This is a genomic window from Kitasatospora sp. SUK 42 (assembly GCF_015776785.2).
Taxonomy (GTDB): domain Bacteria; phylum Actinomycetota; class Actinomycetes; order Streptomycetales; family Streptomycetaceae; genus Kitasatospora.
Map to the genome: position 1 here is coordinate 136760 of NZ_LFMD02000003.1, position 18080 is coordinate 154839.

General features: G+C 74.7%; 18 protein-coding genes. 10 read left to right on the plus strand and 8 right to left on the minus strand.

Going from position 1 to position 18080, the window contains the following annotated elements; all coding sequences use genetic code 11:
- The first annotated feature begins 16 nt into the window (after positions 1-16).
- Complete coding sequence (locus RZ50_RS10195) at positions 17-688, plus strand: DsbA family protein (RefSeq protein WP_217680452.1); 672 nt, start codon at positions 17-19, stop codon at positions 686-688.
- An 11-nt stretch (positions 689-699) separates the two neighbouring features.
- On the opposite strand, the gene RZ50_RS10200 is transcribed toward RZ50_RS10195, so the two are convergent.
- A complete protein-coding gene (locus RZ50_RS10200; protein ID WP_217680453.1) occupies positions 700-1485 on the minus strand; it encodes an SDR family NAD(P)-dependent oxidoreductase in 786 nt (261 codons plus the stop codon).
- A gap of 155 nt (positions 1486-1640) precedes the next feature.
- On the opposite strand from RZ50_RS10200, the gene RZ50_RS10205 reads away from it, so the two are divergent.
- The 7 genes from RZ50_RS10205 (at position 1641) to RZ50_RS10235 (ending at position 9183) form a co-directional block, all read left to right on the plus strand.
- The gene (locus RZ50_RS10205) at positions 1641-2459 is read left to right on the plus strand and encodes an NAD(P)H-binding protein (RefSeq protein WP_217680455.1); all 819 of its coding nucleotides are present in this window, start codon (positions 1641-1643) and stop codon (positions 2457-2459) included.
- A gap of 97 nt (positions 2460-2556) precedes the next feature.
- The gene (locus RZ50_RS10210; RefSeq protein WP_217680457.1) at positions 2557-3741 is read left to right on the plus strand and encodes a class I SAM-dependent methyltransferase; all 1185 of its coding nucleotides are present in this window, start codon (positions 2557-2559) and stop codon (positions 3739-3741) included.
- Between the two features lie 16 nt (positions 3742-3757).
- The gene (locus RZ50_RS10215; protein ID WP_217680459.1) at positions 3758-4981 is read left to right on the plus strand and encodes a nucleotide disphospho-sugar-binding domain-containing protein; all 1224 of its coding nucleotides are present in this window, start codon (positions 3758-3760) and stop codon (positions 4979-4981) included.
- Positions 4982-5098: 117 nt separating this feature from the next.
- On the plus strand, positions 5099-5899 hold the full coding sequence (locus tag RZ50_RS10220; protein ID WP_217680461.1) for an SDR family NAD(P)-dependent oxidoreductase: 801 nt from the start codon (positions 5099-5101) through the stop codon (positions 5897-5899).
- Between the two features lie 83 nt (positions 5900-5982).
- A complete protein-coding gene (locus RZ50_RS10225) occupies positions 5983-7299 on the plus strand; it encodes an activator-dependent family glycosyltransferase (RefSeq protein ID WP_217680463.1) in 1317 nt (438 codons plus the stop codon).
- A 53-nt stretch (positions 7300-7352) separates the two neighbouring features.
- The gene (locus RZ50_RS10230; RefSeq protein WP_217680466.1) at positions 7353-7790 is read left to right on the plus strand and encodes a MarR family winged helix-turn-helix transcriptional regulator; all 438 of its coding nucleotides are present in this window, start codon (positions 7353-7355) and stop codon (positions 7788-7790) included.
- 82 nt (positions 7791-7872) lie between these two features.
- A complete protein-coding gene (locus RZ50_RS10235; RefSeq protein WP_217680468.1) occupies positions 7873-9183 on the plus strand; it encodes an activator-dependent family glycosyltransferase in 1311 nt (436 codons plus the stop codon).
- Between the two features lie 29 nt (positions 9184-9212).
- Here RZ50_RS10235 and rfbD read toward each other — a convergent pair whose 3' ends face one another.
- On the minus strand, positions 9213-10142 hold the full coding sequence (rfbD, locus tag RZ50_RS10240; RefSeq protein WP_308271575.1) for a dTDP-4-dehydrorhamnose reductase: 930 nt from the start codon (positions 10140-10142) through the stop codon (positions 9213-9215).
- Between the two features lie 142 nt (positions 10143-10284).
- On the opposite strand from rfbD, the gene RZ50_RS10245 reads away from it, so the two are divergent.
- Positions 10285-10617 carry a muconolactone Delta-isomerase family protein gene (locus RZ50_RS10245; protein ID WP_217680472.1) on the plus strand — a complete coding sequence of 111 codons (333 nt, stop codon included), beginning with the start codon at positions 10285-10287 and terminating at the stop codon, positions 10615-10617.
- A 12-nt stretch (positions 10618-10629) separates the two neighbouring features.
- Here the strand turns inward: RZ50_RS10245 and RZ50_RS10250 are convergent, their stop codons facing one another.
- From RZ50_RS10250 to RZ50_RS10275, 6 genes are read right to left on the minus strand one after another with little or no spacing between them, the layout of a single operon-like run.
- Entirely contained in the window at positions 10630-11598 is a 969-nt protein-coding gene (locus RZ50_RS10250) for an SRPBCC family protein (RefSeq protein ID WP_217680474.1), read from the minus strand.
- Entirely contained in the window at positions 11595-12884 is a 1290-nt protein-coding gene (locus tag RZ50_RS10255) for an activator-dependent family glycosyltransferase (RefSeq protein WP_217680476.1), read from the minus strand. Before RZ50_RS10255 ends, RZ50_RS10250 begins: the two co-directional genes overlap by 4 nt.
- Positions 12881-13897, minus strand: a complete 1017-nt coding sequence (locus RZ50_RS10260; protein ID WP_217680478.1) for a hypothetical protein — start codon at positions 13895-13897, stop codon at positions 12881-12883. The genes RZ50_RS10255 and RZ50_RS10260 overlap by 4 nt, the downstream gene beginning before the upstream one ends.
- Positions 13894-14703: a phytanoyl-CoA dioxygenase family protein gene (locus RZ50_RS10265; protein ID WP_196948141.1), complete on the minus strand. Its 810-nt coding sequence runs from the start codon at positions 14701-14703 to the stop codon at positions 13894-13896. The genes RZ50_RS10260 and RZ50_RS10265 overlap by 4 nt, the downstream gene beginning before the upstream one ends.
- 53 nt (positions 14704-14756) lie before the next feature.
- Positions 14757-15905: a nucleotide disphospho-sugar-binding domain-containing protein gene (locus RZ50_RS10270; RefSeq protein WP_196948142.1), complete on the minus strand. Its 1149-nt coding sequence runs from the start codon at positions 15903-15905 to the stop codon at positions 14757-14759.
- A 52-nt stretch (positions 15906-15957) separates the two neighbouring features.
- Positions 15958-16680: a bifunctional 2-polyprenyl-6-hydroxyphenol methylase/3-demethylubiquinol 3-O-methyltransferase UbiG gene (locus tag RZ50_RS10275; RefSeq protein ID WP_196948143.1), complete on the minus strand. Its 723-nt coding sequence runs from the start codon at positions 16678-16680 to the stop codon at positions 15958-15960.
- A 161-nt stretch (positions 16681-16841) separates the two neighbouring features.
- On the opposite strand from RZ50_RS10275, the gene RZ50_RS10280 reads away from it, so the two are divergent.
- A complete protein-coding gene (locus tag RZ50_RS10280; protein WP_308271576.1) occupies positions 16842-18026 on the plus strand; it encodes an aromatic ring-hydroxylating dioxygenase subunit alpha in 1185 nt (394 codons plus the stop codon).
- Positions 18027-18080 lie beyond the last annotated feature (54 nt).

Below are 18080 nucleotides of genomic sequence, written 5' to 3' on the forward strand. Positions count from 1 at the left end.
CTTTGAAGGAGCCACCGTGACCGACCGCAGCGCGCCGGGCCCCGACGCCCGCACCGTGGACGTCTGGTTCGACCCCGCCTGCCCCTACACCTGGCTGACCTCCCGCTGGCTGCGGGAGGCGGCCCGGGTCCGCCCGCTGGCGCCGCGCTGGCACCTGATGAGCCTGGCGCTCCTCAACGAGGGCCGCGACGACGACCCGGAAGGGGATCCCGAGGGCTACCTCCTGGTCCCGGTGCGGATCGCCACCGCCGTCCGGCAGGCCCACGGCCAGGACGCCCTGGTCCGCTTCCACCGCGCCCTGTGGGCCGGCAGCGGCCGGCGCTGGATCACCGACCCGGCCACGGCGCTTGCCGCCGCCGGTCTGCCGGCCGCCCTGGCGGCGGCCGGCACCTCCACCGGGCACGACGCGGCGCTGCGCGCCTCACACGCCGAAGCCCTCGGCCTGCTGGGCCCGCGCACCGGCACCCCGGTGGTGGCCGTCACCGACCCGGCACGGCCCGGCCGTCCTCCGGTGGCCTTCTTCGGGCCGGTCCTCTCCCGCGTGCCCCGCGGAGAGGAGGCGGGCCGGCTGTGGGACGCCATCCTGCTGCTGGCCGGCACCCCCGGCTTCCACGAGCTCAAGGGAACGCCCGCGCCCCCGGAACCAGACGTCGGCACCGGGGACGGGGGCGGGGACGAGCTGCCGTGACCGGGCCACGCTCAGTAGTTGCCGAGCCCGCCGCACACGTTGAGGGCCTGGGCGGTGATCGGCGCCGCCGTGTCCGTGATCAGGTAGCCGACCAGCCCCGCGACCTCCTCGGGCGTGGTGTACCGGCCCAGCGGGATCTTCGCCTCGAACCGTTCGAGCACCGCCTCGGGCGTGGTGCCCCACACCTCGGCGTAGCCCGCCCGGACCCGCTCGGCCATCGGCGTCTCCACGTAGCCGGGGCAGACCGCGTTGACGGTGATGCCGGTCTTCGCCAGTTCCAGGCCCAGCGCCTTGGTGAAACCGACCACGGCGTGCTTCGAGGCCGAGTACGGCGCGCCCAGCACCACGCCCTGCTTGCCGCCGGTGGAGGCGATGTTGACGATCCGGCCCCGGCCGCGGTCCAGCATGCCGCCGCTGGTCAGGGCGGCCCTCGTCACCCGGAACACGCTGGTGAGGTTGGTGTCGACGACGTCCAGCCACAGCTCGTCCGTCAACTGGGCGGTGGCCCCACCGCCGTTGCGGCCCGCGTTGTTGACCAGGACGTCGATCGGGCCGAACCGGTCGACGGCGGCGCGCACGAAGGCGTCCACCTCCTCGGTGGAACGCACGTCGCAGCTCCGCCCATCGGCGTCCACCCCTTCCTCCCGCAGGAGCGTCACGGTGTCGGCGACTGCCGCACCGTCCCGGGCGCAGAGGAAGACCCGCAGTCCCCCGGCGCCCAGCGCTCGGGCCACGGCGAGGCCGATCCCGCTGGTCGCCCCGGTGACGACGGCCACCCGTCCATCCGTGCCGCTCATGGTTCCTCCCGGATCGTGACGTGGAACGTACGTAGGCGCCACGACGATGGCAACGGCCGCTCGACGGGCGCTCAAGTCGCGGCGGAAGCCGCGCCCGAAGCCTCCTGAACACGACGAAGCTCAGTACCCGAGAAGAAGCAGAAGGAGACGAGACCATGACCGTTCTGGTGACCGGAGCCACCGGCAACGTAGGCCGGCACGTGGTGGCGGGCCTGCTGGCGGCGGACGTGCCGGTGCGCGCGATGACCCGCACGCCGGAGCGCGCCACACTGCCCGCGGGAGTGGAGGTGGTCCGCGGCGACCTCGCGGATCCGTCGAGCCTGGACGCGGCCCTCGCCGGGGTGGACCGGGCCTTCCTGTTCCCGCTCCCCGGCACTGCCGAGGAGTTCACCGCCCGGGCCGCCAAGGCCGGGGTGCGGCGGATCGTCGTGCTCTCGTCGATCGCGGCCGAGTACGCCGCCGGGGACTACAGCGGCGACCACCACAGCGTGGTGGAGCGGGCCGTGGAGGCCTCCGGACTGGAGTGGACGCATGTCCGACCGGGCGAGTTCATGACCAACCTGCTGTCCTGGTGGGCCCCCACCATCCGGGCCGAGAACGCCGTCCGCGCCCCGTTCGGGGCGGCCCGCAGCGCCCCGGTGCACGAGGCCGACATCGCCGACGTGGCGCTGACTGCCCTGCTGGAGGAGGGACATGCCGGACGGGCGTACGCCTTCGCGGGCCCGGAGTCGCTGTCCAAGCACGAGCAGGTGCGGGTGCTCGGCGAGGTCCTCGGCCGGCACATCGGCTTCGAGGAGCTGACCGTGCCCGCGGCCCGTGAACTGTGGCTCGGCCAGGGCATGCCGGCCGAGGCCGTGGACTGGCTGCTCCAGGACCCGGTGGACGTCCCGGTGGGCCCGACCTGCGAGCGGGTCACCGGCCGGCCCGCCCGCACCTTCGCGCAGTGGGTGGCCGACCACCGCGCGGACTTCTGAGGCCGGGGCCCGGCGGCGTTCAGCGGCGGTCGAGCCGCTCTCCAGGCGTTCCGTCGACGGTGGTCGGGACCGCTTCGTGGACCGATGGGACGCCGCCATGGTGGATGCCGCAGAGAACGCCCTGATCCGACGCCTGATCCGAGCCGGAGCCGACTCCGACGACGAGATCGACGCCCTACTGAAGGACGTCGGCCTGTCCGAGGTGGCCCGGGTGCTCGTCGACGAGGTGCGGTTCCGCTGCCCGGAGCCGGCCAACACCGCCCCCGTCGACGTGGCGCTCGACCTCACCCACGGCGGGGAGCGGCACTCGGCCACGCTGCGCGTGGTGCGCGACGAGCCGGTCCGGCTGGTCGCCGAGGAGTCCGCCAAGGTCCGCTCGCGCATCACCTTCACCGCCGCGGGGCTGCTCCGCCGGCTCTTCGGGCCGGTGGACTCCCCGCGCACCGGGGACTTCCACAACACCTTCATGCCCACCCCCGAGGACCCCGGTCAACTGCGGGAACTCCTCGGCGAGATGGACACGGTGCTGCGCGCGGCAGCCCAGGCCACCGCCACCCTGACGGCCGGCTGCACCGGGCGCGCCCCGGAGCTCGGGGAGCTGTCCATCCGGTACGGCTCCGACAAGTGGGCCAGCTTCCACTGGTACACCGCGCACTACGAGCGCCACTTCGCCCGCTACCGGGACCAGCCCGTGCGGGTGCTGGAGATCGGGATCGGCGGGTTCGAGGACGACCTCGGCGGCGGCTCGCTGAAGATGTGGAAGCGCTACTTCCCCCGCGGCACCGTCTTCGGGCTCGACCTGTACGACAAGACCTCGCTCTCCGAACCCCGGCTCACGGCGCTGGTCGGCGACCAGAACGACCCCGACTTCCTGACCGAACTGGCCCGGGAGCACGGCCCGTTCGACATCGTCATCGACGACGGCAGCCACCTGAACGAGCACGTGCGCACCTCGTTCCGGGCCCTCTTCCCGCACGTGCGGCCCGGCGGCCTGTACGTCGTCGAGGACCTGCAGACCGCCTACTACTCCGACTTCGGCGGCAGCCCGGGCGGCGTCGCCGGCCCGGACACCTCGCTCGGGCTGGTCAAGGAGCTGATCGACGACCTGCACCACCGGGAGCACCGGGACCCCACCGTCACGAACCCCACCCCCACCCAGAGCAGCGTGGTCGGGGTGCACGCGTACCACAACATCGTCTTCGTCGAGAAGGGCACCAACGGGGAGGACACCCTGCCCCGGTGGATGGACGCCGACGTGTGGACCGCGCTCGGCGCGAAGTGAGACGGGGGGACCGACCGTGCGGGTGCTGTTCACCGTGTCCTCCTGGCCCACCCAGTACGCGGCGCTGGTGCCGCTCGGGTGGGCGTTCCAGGCGGCCGGCCACGAGGTGCGGGTGCTGTGCGACCCGTCCCAGACCGATCCGGTCGCCCGGTGCGGGCTGCTGCCCGTGCCTGTCCTGTCGGGGATGCCGGAGGTCCTGCGGCTGCGGCTGCAGTACCACGCGGAGGCGGTGGCCGGGATCTGGCCGTACCCGTGGCTGCCGCCGCACCCGGTGACGGGTGACCGGCTGGACCGGCTCGACGCGTTCGACCTCGCGCACTTCGAGACCCGGACCGCTCCGGGGCTCGCCGAGGCGACCGCCCGCGGCTTCGACGCGGCCGTGGCCCACGCCCGGGACTGGCGGCCACAGCTGGTCCTGCACGACCCCGGGAGTCTGGAGGGGCTGCTGGTGGCGAAGCTGCTCGGGGTGCCGTCAGCGCTGTGCCTGTGGGGGCCCGCGAGCCCGCACGACCCCGAGCACATGCGGATCGTCCCCACCGACCACAGCGGTTCGTTCCCCCGGTACGGCCTGGGCGCGTTCGACGTGTCGATGATCGAGCGGGTGGTGGACCCGAACCCGGGGTCGCTGAAGGTGCCGGTCGAGGCCGAACGGCTGCCGGTCCGCTTCGTCCCGTACAACGGCACCGCGGCCGCGCCCGCGTGGACCGCGCGGCGCCCGGAGCGGCCCCGGGTCGTCGTCACCTGGTCCACCGCGCTGTCCACCGTCTCGGGGCCGGACTCCTGCCTGCTCCCCAGGATCGTCGCCGCCCTCGACGGCCTGGACGCGGAGGTGCTGGTCACCGCCACCGCCCGGGACCTGGCCGAGCTCGGGCCGGTGCCGCCCCCGGTCCGGGTGGCCGAGCGCCTACCGCTGGCCACCCTGCTGCCGGGCGCCTCGGCGGTCGTGCACCACGGGGGCGGCGGCAGCTCGCTGACGGCCATGTGGGCGGGGGTGCCGCAGTTCATCGCGAGCTTCGCCGCCGAGCAGCGGATCTCCGGCGAGCGGGTGGCCGGCACCGGGGCCGCGCTGCACGTCTCCGGGGAACTCGCCGACGAGGCGACGATCAGGTCGGGCATCGAGCGACTGCTCGACGACCCCTCGTACCGGGCCGCGGCCGGGCGGCTGCGCGAGGAGGTGGCGGCGGCCCCGACCCCGGCCGAGCTCGCCGCCGACCTGGCGGGGCTCGCGGCCGGCGGCTGACCACCGGGTCCTGGGGCGTGTCTGACGATTCGCGAGCCCGACTGGAATCGTCGGACACGCCCCGCCGCTGCGCGAGGGTCGAGGCGGATGCGAGGCCCGCTCCCGATCCTGTCCGGCATGACCACACGAACCGAGAACACCGACCACCCGGGCCGGTCCGGGGCCGATGCCCCGCGCGGGATCGTCGTCACCGGCGGCGGCACCGGCATCGGCCGGGCCACCGCCCGCGCCTTCACCGCGCACGGGGACCGGGTGCTCGTCGTCGGCCGCACCGCGACCACCCTGGCCGAGGCCGCCGACGGGCACCCGGGCGTCCACACCCTGGTCGCCGACCTCACCGACCCGGACGCCCCGGAGCGGATCGTCGACGCCGCCGTGCGCGAGCTCGGCGGCATCGACGTCCTCGTCAACAACGCCGCCGCGCTGGGGTACCGCCCGCTCGATGCCCTGGACCGGGCCGAGGCGCGGCGCCAGCTCGACACCAACCTGCTGGCGCCGGTGCTGCTCACCCGGGCCGCGCTCGCGCCGCTGGCCGCACGCTCCGGCACGGTGGTGAACATCGGCTCGGCCGGCGCGCTCGGCCTGCGCTCCTGGCCGGAGAACAGCCTGTACGGGGCCACCAAGGCCGGCCTGGACTTCCTCACCCGGTCCTGGGCCGTCGAACTGGCCCCGCGCGGCATCCGGGTGGTGGGCCTCGCACCCGGGGTGACCGACACCGCCCCCGAGCCGGCGCCGGGCGGCCCGGGCGCCGATCCGCGGTACGCGGCGTTCCTGGAGCAGACCGCCGCCCGGACACCGAGCGGCCGGGTCGCCCGCCCCGAGGAGATCGCCTGGTGGATCGTCCAGCTCACCCGGCCCGAGGCCGGGTACACCAACGGCCTGGTGCTGCCGGTGGACGGCGGCCTCTCGCTCACCTAGACCCGGGCCGACCACCGCCGAACCGCCGACCACCGCCGAACCGCCGACCACCGCGCCGGCCCGTCCGAGAGGGGAACGCCCAGATGCGGGTCCTGTTCCAGCCGTTCGCCGCCGCCACCCACGTGGCCGCCCAGGTGCCGCTCGCGTGGGCGCTGCGCGCCGCCGGGCACGAGGTCCGCGTCGCCACCCAGCCCGACGCGGCGGAGTCCATCGCGCGGGCCGGCCTCAGCGCGGTGCCGGTCGGCGAACCGCTGTACGTCGCGGCCAAGATGAACCCCGACGAGTCGGGCCTGCCGGAGGAACTGCGCGACGACGCCTGGCTGCGGGTCCTCGATCCGGGCGAGATCCGCCCGGCCCGGCTGTCCGCCGACCACCTGCACGGTGTCTTCGCCACCTGGACGCCGCTGGTGCACCGCAACACGGTGCCGGACCGGATGATCGACGACCTGGTCGCGTTCGCCCGGGACTGGCGGCCGGACCTGGTGGTCTGGGACACCATGACCTTCGCGGGACCGGTCGCCGCCCGGGTCTGCGGCGCCGCCCACGCCCGGCTGATGTTCGGCCTCGACCTGGTCGGCCTGCTCCGCGAGCGCTATCTGGCCGTGCTCGGCCGGCGGCCGGCCGAGCTGCGGGACGATCCGCTGGAGGAGTGGCTGGGGCAGGTCCTGGAGCGGTACGGGATGACCGGTCCGGGCCGCGGCTTCGACGAGGAGCTGGTGGTCGGGCAGTGGACGATCGACCCGGTGCCCACCTCCCTGGCCCTGCCGCTCCGCACGCCCCGCGTCCCGGTCCGCTACGTGCCGTACAACGGCCCGGCGGCGGTGCCCGGTTGGCTGGACGAGGCGCCCCGCCGGCGCCGGATCTGCCTCACCCTGGGCGTCTCGTTCCGCGAGGTGGTCGGCGGGGACCAGGCGTCGGTCGGCGACCTCCTCGCGGCCGTCGCCGACCTGGACGTGGAGGTGGTGGCCACGCTCGACTCCGAACAGCTGGCCTCGATCGGGCCGCTGCCGCCGAACGTGCGCGCGGTGGACTTCGTCCCGCTGAACGAGCTGCTGCCGAGCTGCTCCGCGGTCATCCACCACGGGGGCGCCGGCACCTTCCTCACCGCGCTGGCCCACGGGGTGCCGCAGGTCGTGGTGCCGTCCCGGATGTGGTGCAACACCCCGCGGGCGGAGCGGGCCCGGGCCGTCGGCCTGGCCCTGACCTGCCCGCCGGAGAAGCTGACCCCCGGCCGGCTGCGCGCGATGGTGACCAGGGTCCTGGAGGACCCCTCGTTCGCGCGCGCCGCGGCCCGGGTGCGGGCCGAGCTGCTCGGCACGCCGGCCCCCCGGGAGCTGGTGCCGGTCCTGGAGCGCCTGGTCGCCGAGCACCGCGCCGGTCGGCGCCAAAGCGGGACATGACGTACCGTCGAAAGGGAAACGATCACGGCTCCCCCGGTTGAGGTGAACCGCCCTTGAGGACCCACATCCCCTATCTCCTGGCCGTGGCCAGCACGGTGGCGACGCGCCGGGTGGACGAGCACCTGCACGACTACGATCTGACGGTCCGTCAGTACGGCCTGCTCGCCCAGCTGTCCCACGAACCCGGGCTGACCATGGCGGACCTGGCCCGTCAGCTCGGCATCGCCCGGCAGTCGGTGCACCGGCTCGTCGACGAACTGGTCGAGGCCGACCACGTGCGCCGCCGGCCCGGAGCCGACGACCGCTCGCGCCGGCTGGAACTCACCGACACGGCCCGCTACATGCTGACCCGGATCGACGGCCCGCTCGCGCGGGTGGAGGCGGACCTGCTCGGCGACCTCGACCCGGACGAGGTCGAGACCCTGCGCGAGCTCCTCCAGCGGGTGCTGGCGCACGCCACCGACGACGAGGCGTGGCTGCCCGCCCGGTGACGTCCCCCGACGGACGGGGCCGGGAACGGAGGTCGAGAACGCGTCGAGGAGAGGTCGAGGCCGCCTTCCTACGCTCGCCCCCATGCGAGTGCTATTTGTGACCGTGGCCGCCAAGGCCCACTTCCACGTCCAGGTGCCCTTGGCGTGGGCGCTGCGCGCCGCCGGCCACGAGGTGCGCGTGGCCAGCCAGCCCGACCTGCTGGACACCATCGTCGCGGCCGGCCTGCCCGCGACCGCGGTGGGACCGCCGCTCGCCCAGGAGGAGTCCGTGGCGGAGCTGCGGCGCCGGCAGGAGCGGGCGGCCGCGCGCCTGACGGACCCTCCCGACGCCCAGGAGCTCATGCGGATGACGGAGGACCGGCCCGAGCGCCTGACGCCCGACTTCCTCGACGGCCTGTTCACCGTGATGACCTCCGCCATCTTCCAGAACTTCTCGGCCGAGGAGACCGTCGACGACCTGGTCACGCTGGCCCGGCGCTGGCGTCCCGACCTCGTCGTCTGGGACACCCTGCTGATGGGCGGGGCCGTCGCCGCCCGGGCCGCCGGTGCCGCGCACGCACGCCTGCTCTACGGCCTGGACCTGGTGGGCACGATGCGGCGACGGCACCGGGAGTCGCTGACCGCCCGGCCCGGGGAGCTGCGCGAGGACCCGCTCGCCGAGTGGCTGGACTGGACGGCGGCCCGGTACGGCGGCGGGTTCAGCGAAGACCTGGTGACCGGTCAGTGGACCCTCGACCCCGCGCCGGCCGCGCTGCGCACGCCCACCGACCTGCCCTGGGTACCGGTGCGGCACGTCCCGTACAACGGGCGGGCGGTGCTGCCGCCGTGGCTGCGAGAACCATCGCGCCGGCCCCGGGTCTGCCTGACCCTCGGGATCTCCTTCCGCGAGGTGATGGGCGGCGAACGGACCTCCGTGCCGGTGCTGCTGGAGGCACTGGCCGAGCTGGACGCGGAGGTGGTGGCGACCCTGGACACGGCGCAGCTGGCCGAGGCCGGCCCGTTGCCGGACAACGTCCGGGCGGTGGACTTCGTCCCACTGGACGCGCTGCTGCCGTCCTGCTCCGCGATCGTTCACCAGGGCGGCTTCGGCACCGCGCAGAACGCGCTGGTGCACGGCGTCCCGCAGGTCGTCGTCCCCAACGACCTGTGGGACCTGCGCCCCCGGGCGGAGCTGATCGAGTGGTCAGGGGCGGGAGTGCGCTGGTCCGGCACCGGTCCGCTGACCCCGGCGGAGCTGCACGGGCTGGTGACCCGGGTGCTCAAGGACCCGTCGTTCGCGCGCGGGGCGGCGCGGCTCCGGGACGAGATCGGGGCCATGCCCTCGCCCGCCGATCTGGTCCCGGTCCTCGAAGGGCTGACCCACCGGCACCGGCGGGCCGCCTGGGCCGGCTGAGCCGGCCGAATCGGCACCCGGCCCCGCCGTCAGCGGGGCCGGTCCGGTTCCTCCCGGGGCGCCGCCGACAGCGCCTCGGCCAGCGCCTCCCGCCAGGGCCGGGGGGCCGGGATGCCCACCTCGTGCCAGCGGTCGTGGCCGAGAACGGTGTACCGCGGCCGGGAGGCGGAGCCGGCGACGGCCGCCGCGGGCACCGGCCGCACCAGGCCGGGATCGGCACCGACCAGCCGGAACACCTCGCGGGCCAGCTCGTACCAGCTGGCCCGGCCGGCGTTGGTGGCATGGAAGACGCCCCGCGCGCCCGGGGTCCGGCCGAGCGCGAGCAGCAGCCGCGCGACGTCCGCCGCCCAGGTCGGCTGCCCCACCAGGTCCGCCACCACGTCGACAGTCCGGCCGGCCCTGGCCCGTTCGGCCATCACCCCGACGAAGCTGCGGCCGTGCGCACCGTGCAGCCAGGCGGTGCGGACCACCGCGCCGAGGTCCGGCAGCAGTGCGAGGACGGCCCGCTCACCCGCGGCCTTGCTGCGCCCGTAGGCGTTGCGCGGGGCGGTCGGATGCCCCTCCGGGTACGGGGAGTCGGCGTCGCCGGGGAAGACGTAGTCGGTGGACAGGTGCAGCAGCCGGGTGCCGTGCCGGGCGCACAGTGCGGCCAGCTGCCGCGGCCCGTCCCCGTTGACCCGCAGCGCCCGCGCCTCGTCCGCCTCGGCGGCCTCCACCGCCGTGTAGGCCGCGCAGTTGACCACCAGGTCGGGGCGGTGCCGGGCGAAGGCCTCGACGAGCGCGTCGGGGTCGGTGACGTCCAGAGCCCGCCGGTCCAGGGCGACCGCGGTCACGCCCTCGGCGGCCAGCGCCGCCGTCACCTCGTGCCCGAGCAGCCCGCCGGCCCCGGTGACGAGCCATCTCGTCGGGCGCGGAAAGGGCGTCTTGGGCCAGCGGTCGGCAGGGAGCGAGGAGTTCACCCGGCCGAGCCTGCCCGCGCCCGGTCGAGCATCCGGCGACGTGCCCTGGTCGCCCCCGGACCGTCCGCTCCAGCGGTCGTCGACCGATCGGTGACCGGGGCCGCCCAGACTCGGACGTCGAGATCCCGATCCTGGAGGAGCGATGGCGCTGTTCGCGGTCCTGGCGACCCAGTCCCCCACCGGCATTTCCGCCGACGACTTCCGCCGGCGGCTCCCCGAAGGCTTCGCGTACATCAAGGAGTTGGTGGACAAGGGCGTCATCCGGCACAACTGGATCCGGGTCGGCGCCTCGGGCGGACTGCTGATCTACCGGGTCGACTCGCACGAGGAGCTCAACACCCTGCTGTACGGGAACCCGCTCAGCCCCCACCTGCGCTTCGAGGTGATCCCGCTGGCGGAGGTCGGCGGCTTCGACCCCAGGGCCTTCGAGGCCATCACCTTAGAGTCCGCGGCCGCCGAGCGGCCGACCGGCTGACGCCCCGCGGCGTCAGCCGGCCAGCAGCGCGCGGGCGAGGGCGCGGTAGAAGGCCAGGACCCCGGGTTCCTTCGGGGACAGGTGGCCGCGCTCGGCGAACCGGGAGCCGGCCACCCGCTGGACGGCCTCCATGCCCAGCCGGTCCTCCCGGTTCACCACCGCGACGCTGCGCGCGCTCTCCTCGCGGAGCGCGTCCAGGTCCTGGCCGTCGAGCGCGGCCGGATGCGTCAGCACTCCGCCCCGGACCTCGATCCGGTCGATGGCGAGCGGGATCATGCTGATCCAGACCACCGAGTCCCCGAACGCCGCGAGGCTCGCGGAGGGGAACACCGCGCAGTTGTACATGGTGGCCCGTTGATCGGCGCTGAGCGGCAGCGCCGTGGACGCCAACGGTTCCCGGAACGGGCTGAGCAGCCGGGTGACCCAACGGGAATCGCTGCGCACCTCCATCGCTCCGCCGGGCGGGGTGATCAGCGCGACGGTCGTCGGGTGGAGCCCCATCGCGTGGTAGTTCTCGTGGGCGTTCTGCACCGCGATCTTCCAGTTGCACCGCCACACTTCGGTGAAGCCGGTGACCGGCGTCATCTCCGTCAGCCGGTAGGCGGCGAGTTCCTCGCCGATCCGGCCCAGGTGGGGTGCCAGGGGCTCGGCATCCGGGGCGGCGTTGACGAAGACGAAGCCCTGCCACTCCTCCACCGACGTGGGCGGGCGGCGCGCGCCCGTAGCGGACCTGGCGCGCAGGACCCCGTCCTCCTCCCTGGTCACGGTGAAGGGCCGGCCGGCGGGCGCGAGGGTCACCGACGCGCCCGCCTCGGCCAGGTCGCCGACATGACCGGCCAGCAGCCACGAGCGTCCGAAGACCCGTTCGCGTTCGGCCGCCCACAGCTCCGGCGACGTGAAGGCCGCCGGGGACAGGCTCACCCGGGGGGCGTCCTCGTCCAGGTACCGCCCCAGCTCCGCCACGATCTCCGTGAGCGTCATGCCGCTCCTTCTCCCTTCCGGTGACGGGCCGTGAGCCGTTCGATGACGGTGACGGCCTCGTTCGGTGTCGGCAACTCCTGGATCTCCCGCCGCAGCCGTCGTGCGTGTTCGGCGAACGACGGCTCGTCGAGCACCCGCGCGACCGTCTCCCGGAAGCGGTCGCGGGTGAACGAACGCAGCGGCAGGGCAAGGAGGTTGCCCTGTTTCTCGTACTCCTCACCCATGGCCTCGGTGACCCACTCCCAGCCGGTGAGGAGGACCTGGGGCACGCCGTGGAACTCGGCGGTGGCCTTGGTCTGGTAACCGGCGTGGTGCACGACGGCCGCGCAGGTCGGCAGCAGGTCGTGCATCGGCACGTGGTCGACCACCCGCACGGTGCCCGGGAGCCGCGGCAGGTGGGCGCGCTGCCGTTCGGAGAGTGCGGCGACCACCTCGACGTCCAGGTCGGCCAGGGCGTCCAGCATGCCGGCGAGCACCGCGTCGAGGTCCCACAGGCCGTAGCCGCCGTCGATGCTCACCCCGAGGGTGAGGCAGACCCGGGGCCGCGCCGGCGGCTCGCGCAGCCAACGGGGCACGACGGAGCGGCCGTTGTACGGGACGTAGCGCGCGGGGACGGTGGGCACGCCCAGGTCCTCGCGCAGACCGGCCGGGCGGGTGTCGACGGTCCACTGGCCGGTGAGCACCGACTCGTCGAAGCGGGCCGACGCGCCCAGGCGCTCCAGGGTCCAGTCCAGCCATTCCGCCGTCGGGTCCTCGCGGTGTTCGGGCGGCTGCTCGGCCGCCAGTCGCAGGAACTCCCGACGGGTGCCCAGTTGCATGGCCAGCTCGGGGCCGGACACCACGCGGGCGTGGGCCGCCCCCACCGTGAGCGCGGCGACCGGGCCGGCCAGGCACAGCGTCTCCCAGATGACCAGGTCCGGCCGCCAGTGCCGGGCGAAGGCCACCAGCTCGTCGATCAGCTGGTCAGAGTTCAGGCGGGAGTTCAGGGCGGGGACGATGACGCTCTCGTAGCCGAGCTGGTCCGCCCAGGTGTCCTGGCGGTCCGGCTCCCGCTGCTGGTCGGCGGTGCCGAAGTGGGCGATGGCCTCCTGGTGGAACGGCCCGAGGCCCTCGTACCACGGCGGGCAGTCGAGCGGGACGGCCGTGATCCCGGTCCGGGTGACGGTCTCCACCACGTCGGGGACGCAGGCGGCGCGGACCTCGTGCCCGGCGGTGCGCAGCGCCCACGCCAGCGGTGCGAGCAGCTGGAAGTGGCTGCCTTCCAGCGAGGCGAACAGGACCCTCATCGGCCGCCTCCGCCCGTCGCGGCCGCGGTGGCCCGGACCGGCACCCGGGCCGGTCCCCGGGTCAGCGGCGCCCGGGGGCGGCGCACCGCGGGGCCGGCGGGGCGCAGCTCGGCGTACCGGGCTGCGAACGCGGCGAGGGCGCCCTCGGCCAGGGCCCGGCGGAACGGGGCGAGATCCTGGCCGTGGTCCTGGCCGTGCCCGTGGCCGTCGCCGTCGCCGATCAGCACCGCCACCCGCTCGCCGGCGGCGATCCGTTCTCCGGCGAGCGGCACCTCGGCGCGGGCCACCAGCGGGGCGATCCACACCGGCGGCCGTTCCCGCAACGCGTCCGCGACCGTTGGGCCGACCGCGGCGGGCGGCAGCGGGAACCGGGCCCGGAGCAGGGCCCGGACGATCAGGTCGGCGCCGGTACGGGCGGCGGCCACCACCGTCGCCGGTACCGGGGCGCCGGGGACCGCGGCCAGCAGGGAGCGGAGCGCATCGGCGGCCGTGTGCAGGCGCCGCGTGGTGTCCAGCCGCTGGGGGCACACCGTCGCGTCCAGGGCGGTGCCGCAAGCCCTGACGGCCCGCGCGAACCCCTCGTACTCGTCCGCGGGTATCCCGCACGCCTCGGCCAGGGCCGCCGCCACCAGCGGTTCAGCCACCTCGGTGACCAGGTCGAACTCCGGCCCCAGGGCGTCCGGTACGCGAACCCGGACGGCCTCGGGCGGGGGCACCGGCCCAGCCGGGCGCGGGCCGGCGCCGTCGTCGCCGTCGCCGGGCAGGACCGGCGCGGGCACGAGGCGGGAGTCGGCGAGCAGCGCGGCGCCCATGGCCGGATCCCCCGTCACCCACGGGCCGGTGGCGGAGCGCCACAGCGGTCCGGCGGCGCGGACGCGCTCGCGCAGCGGCCCCGCGTCCTCGTCGACGTCGCAGAGCAGCGCCGCGTACGGGTCGCCCTTCATCCGGTGCAGCCAGAGCAGTCCGTGCTCGTGCTGGAGCCGCTCCCCGAGCCGGGCCGACGCCGTGGTCACGAGGCGCCGCCGGGACCGGCCGCGATCAGCGGGAAGAGCTCGCCGTCGACCGGCGCGCCCGGCTTCAGGTGGGCCACCGGGTGGTCCTGCACCCCGGGGCGGTAGGTGGCGTCGGAGTCCATGTAGACGGCGGCGAAGGCGAGCCGGCGCTCGCCGTCGGTGTTGACGGCGGCCATGTGCACGGTGCGGAAGTCGTGGAAGACCACGTCGCCGGCGCGCATCGGAACGGCCACCCGGGGGCTGAACGGGAACTCGGGCCAGACCTCCTCCATCGGCCGGTAGTCCTGGAACCCGGCCAGGTGGACCTGGCGGTGCTCCTCCGGGCGCCGGTGCGAGCCGGGCACGTAGACCAGGCAGCCGCGGTCGGCGGGCACGTCCACCAGCGGGATCCAGGCGGTTAGCGTCCGGGTGAGGCCCGCGAGCGGCAGGCCCGGCTCGTCGTCGTGGACCACGGTGGGCAGGTGGACCCGAGGCTCCTTCTTCAGCACGTCGGTGCCGTAGAGGCGCAGCGGCCCGCCGGCCAGGGACTCGGCGAGCCCGGTGACCGCGGGGTGCAGGGCGAGCCGGCACAGGTCCGGGTGCTTGCGCCAGGCCGCCTCCACGTAGTGGACCTGGGCCTGTTCCTCGGAGGCGCCCCAGGTCTGCGGGCCCTCCTCGGCGAGGAGTCGGTCGGCGGCGGCCCGGAACACGGCCACCTCGTCGGCGGGGAGCACGGACTTGAAGTGGACGAAGCCCTGGTCCCGGTAGCGGCGCAGGGCCTCCTCGGTGGGCCGCCCGGCCTTCGTCAGATCGGTGGTTGTCTGCATCTGTTCGGCTTCCTGGATCGGGTGCGCGGGGGCACGGATGGCGGGCCGGGTGTTCAGCCGAGCGACTCGGCGAGCCGGGCCACCGTCTCGGCGGGGGTGGGCATGGCGAGCAGCTCGGCCCGGACCTGCCGGGCGTTCTCGCGCAGGCGGTCGTCCCGGAGCAGGGCCCGGCACTCGGCCGCACCGAGGGTGGTGGCCTCGGCCACGAGCCCGATGCCCCGGGCCGGCAGCAGGTCGGCGCCGGTCTGCTGGTACGAACCGCGGGGGATGACGCACTGCGGGATCCCGGCGGCGGCCGCCGTCAGCAGGGTCCCGCTGCCCCCGTGGTGAACAATCGCGGCACACGTGTCCAGGAGCAGGTCGAGCGGGGCCCATTCGACCAGCCTGACGTTGGGCGGGACGTCACTCAGGAGCCCCGGGTCGCCGCCCCCGAGCGTGACCACGAACTCGGCGTCCACGCCCCGGGCGGCCTTCAGGAGCGGCTCCAGGATGGTGATGCCGCCCCACTGGGCCTCGATGGTGCCGAGTGTGACGGCGATCCGGGGCGCCCGCGGGCGTTCCGTCAACCAGCCGGGCAGCACGGCCCCGCCGTTGTAGGGCACGTGGCGCAGCAGCCCGGCCCCGGGGGTGCGGCGGTCCTGGGGGAGGAACGCGGTGAGGCTCGGGGGGAGGGTGGTGAGCGCAACCGTGGCCGTGGGTTCGCCGGTGACGCCGTGGCGGTCCCAGTGCGGTGCCGTCCCGGCGCGGAGCAGGGTGCGCAGACGGGCGCCGCTGTCGTACGAACCGAGCCGGGGCTCGACCAGCGGCACGCCCAGCGCGGCGGCGACCAGCCGGCCGGCCGCCTGCAGGGGCGGCGCGACCACCAGGTCGGGCGACCAGTCGCGGGCCACCGCGAGGACGCCGTCCACCATGACCCCGGAGACCCGCGCGAAGAGCGTGGCGAGTTCGGCGTCGTCGGGGTCCTCCGCGAACATCGGGTGGTCCGTGGGAACGCCGTCCCCGCTCTCCTGGGGCAGGTAGACCGGCAGGTAGTCCAGGTCCGGGGTGACGTCCACGACGTCGAACCCGGCCTCGGCCGCGGCGAGGCTGAGCCCTCCGGTGGCGTAGCGGACCCGGTGGCCCGCGGCGCGGAAGGCCTGGGCGAGGGGGATGGTCGGGAAGAGGTGGCCGAGGCCTGGGGAGGTCACGAACAGGACGCGCATGCTGCTCCCAGGTTGGGTGTCGGATCGGTCGTCGTCGGGCGCGGTGCGGGTGTCACGGGACCACCGGGGCGGTCCCGAGGAAGAGACCGCGGCCGGCGTACAGACCGGGGACGTACGTGACGTCGAGGCCGGCCGCCCGGAACGCGGCCTCGTAGGTGGCGCGGGGGAACAGCGAGATTCGGTGGGTCTCGGTGAAGTGCCGGACGCCGGTGCGGGCGTCGGCCACCACGTAGTGCACGTCCATCCGGCAGGCGTCGCCCGCCCGCGCGGAGTGCGAGACCCTGGCGACGGTGCGCCCCGCCACGGTGGCGACATCCCCGGAGACGTAACCGTCGAGGTAGGTCTCGGGGAACCACCAGGGGTCGACGGCCACCACTCCCCCGGACGTCAGGTGCCGGGCGAACGCGGCCAGGGCGGCGTGGAGTTCGGCCGCGTCGGTGGCGTAGCCGAGCGACCCGAACAGGCAGGTGATCACGTCGAAGCGGGTTTCGAGCCGGAAGTCGCGCAGGTCTCCGGTGTGGACGGGAACGTCGGGCAGCGCCCGGCGCGCGGCACGGACCATCGGCTCGGACAGTTCGAGACCGGCGACCCGGTCGAAGAGGCCGCCGAAGTGGCGCAGGTGCGCCCCGGTGCCGCAGGCCACGTCGAGCAGGGAGTCGGCGTCCGGCCGCAACGCGCGCACCCGCCGGGTGAGGTCGTGCGCCTCGGCCGCATAGTCCTTGCCGCGGCTCTCGTGGATCAGGTCGTGGATCTCGGTGAGGTCAGCCCCGTACATGAACGGATCGTCGGAAGCCGCGCTGGAGAAATCGCCCAGGGCGGATGGAGGCGGCGCGCGGCGGCGACGAGGCCGGGTCCATCGCGATCCGACCGGTTCACGAGTGCGCGCGGCCACCCTCGGCCGGAACCGGACGAAGCCGGACCGAAGGGAGGACCGACGTGGACATCGGGGACATCACGGCGGAGCTGGAGCGGTATCTGGGGCCGGACGCCGAAGATCTGAGCCTGCCGCCGGCGGCGTTCACGTCGCCCGAGTTGTGGGAGGTGGAGCGGCAGTTGGTGTTCGGCCGCTCCTGGGTGCTGGTCGCGCACGTGGACGAGCTGGCGGAGACCGGGTCCTACGTGTCCCTGTCGGTGGCGGGCGAACCGGTGGTGGTGGTACGCGGCCAGGACGGGGCGTTGAACGGGCTCTCGCCGGTGTGCCGGCACCGGCTGATGCCGGTGGTGGAGGAGGGCACGGGGCGGACCGACGTCTTCACCTGCCCCTATCACCTGTGGCGCTACGCTCTGGACGGCCGCCTGGTCGGCGCCACCCATATGAAGCGCAATCCGGCCTTCGACCCGGCGGCGTGCCGGCTGCCCGCCTTCGCAGTGGAGGAGTGGCAGGGGTTCGTGTTCGTCAACCTGGACGCCTCGGCCGAGCCGCTGGGGCCCCATCTGCGGCGGATCGGCGAGGACCTGGTCAACTACCGGCTGCCGGAGCTGACCCAGGTGGCCGGCTGGACCGAGGAGTGGCACTGCAACTGGAAGATCGCCGTCGAGAACGCGCACGAGAACTACCACGTCATGGGCTTCCACCCGGAGACCCTGCAACCGACCACGCCCGGGAGCGCGCGGACGACGGTCCGCGCGGACTCGCCGTGGGCCGACAGCATGCGGGTGCGCTACGCGGAGCCGCTGGAGCCGGTGGTCCTCGACCTCACCGAGGAGGAACGCGCGCACCTGTACGGCTTCTTCGTCTTCCCGTCGGGCAGCCTGGCCGCCTCTGGTGACATGGTGATCTGGCTCAGCCTCCTTCCGACTTCCATCGACCGCACCCTGGTCCGCGGCGGGGTGCTGATGCCCTCCGCCCTGCTCGACGGCCAGGACCGCGAGGCCGTCCGCAAGGAAGCGGAGGCGTATGCCGCCCGGATCAACGGCGAGGACCGACACGGCCTGGAGGCAGTCCAACGAGGCGCCGCCTCGCGCTTCGCCGAGCGCGGCCACCTCTCCCCCAAGGAACCCGGAGTCCTGCTCTTCTACCGCAGCCTGGCCCGCGCCCTGCTGCGTGACGACGCTGACTGGCCCGGCGAACTCTACCCGCCCCTAGAGCGCGTGGCCCCGTCTCTCCCGACCCGTCCCTGAAGGCAGGAAGGCCGAGACACCCTCTTCCCCACGCACCGACCAACGAGCACCGAG

Excerpts from the sequence above, each read along its gene's own strand:
- RZ50_RS10210 (WP_217680457.1), top strand. The coding sequence starts at position 2,557 with ATGGTGGATGCCGCAGAGAACGCCCTGATCCGACGCCTGATCCGAGCC.
- RZ50_RS10200 (WP_217680453.1), bottom strand. The coding sequence starts at position 1,485 with ATGAGCGGCACGGATGGACGGGTGGCCGTCGTCACCGGGGCGACCAGC.
- RZ50_RS10220 (WP_217680461.1), top strand. The coding sequence starts at position 5,099 with ATGACCACACGAACCGAGAACACCGACCACCCGGGCCGGTCCGGGGCC.
- RZ50_RS10270 (WP_196948142.1), bottom strand. The coding sequence starts at position 15,905 with ATGCGCGTCCTGTTCGTGACCTCCCCAGGCCTCGGCCACCTCTTCCCG.
- RZ50_RS10205 (WP_217680455.1), top strand. The coding sequence starts at position 1,641 with ATGACCGTTCTGGTGACCGGAGCCACCGGCAACGTAGGCCGGCACGTG.
- RZ50_RS10275 (WP_196948143.1), bottom strand. The coding sequence starts at position 16,680 with ATGTACGGGGCTGACCTCACCGAGATCCACGACCTGATCCACGAGAGC.
- RZ50_RS10245 (WP_217680472.1), top strand. The coding sequence starts at position 10,285 with ATGGCGCTGTTCGCGGTCCTGGCGACCCAGTCCCCCACCGGCATTTCC.
- RZ50_RS10225 (WP_217680463.1), top strand. The coding sequence starts at position 5,983 with ATGCGGGTCCTGTTCCAGCCGTTCGCCGCCGCCACCCACGTGGCCGCC.
- RZ50_RS10235 (WP_217680468.1), top strand. The coding sequence starts at position 7,873 with ATGCGAGTGCTATTTGTGACCGTGGCCGCCAAGGCCCACTTCCACGTC.
- RZ50_RS10265 (WP_196948141.1), bottom strand. The coding sequence starts at position 14,703 with ATGCAGACAACCACCGATCTGACGAAGGCCGGGCGGCCCACCGAGGAG.
- RZ50_RS10250 (WP_217680474.1), bottom strand. The coding sequence starts at position 11,598 with ATGACGCTCACGGAGATCGTGGCGGAGCTGGGGCGGTACCTGGACGAG.
- RZ50_RS10255 (WP_217680476.1), bottom strand. The coding sequence starts at position 12,884 with ATGAGGGTCCTGTTCGCCTCGCTGGAAGGCAGCCACTTCCAGCTGCTC.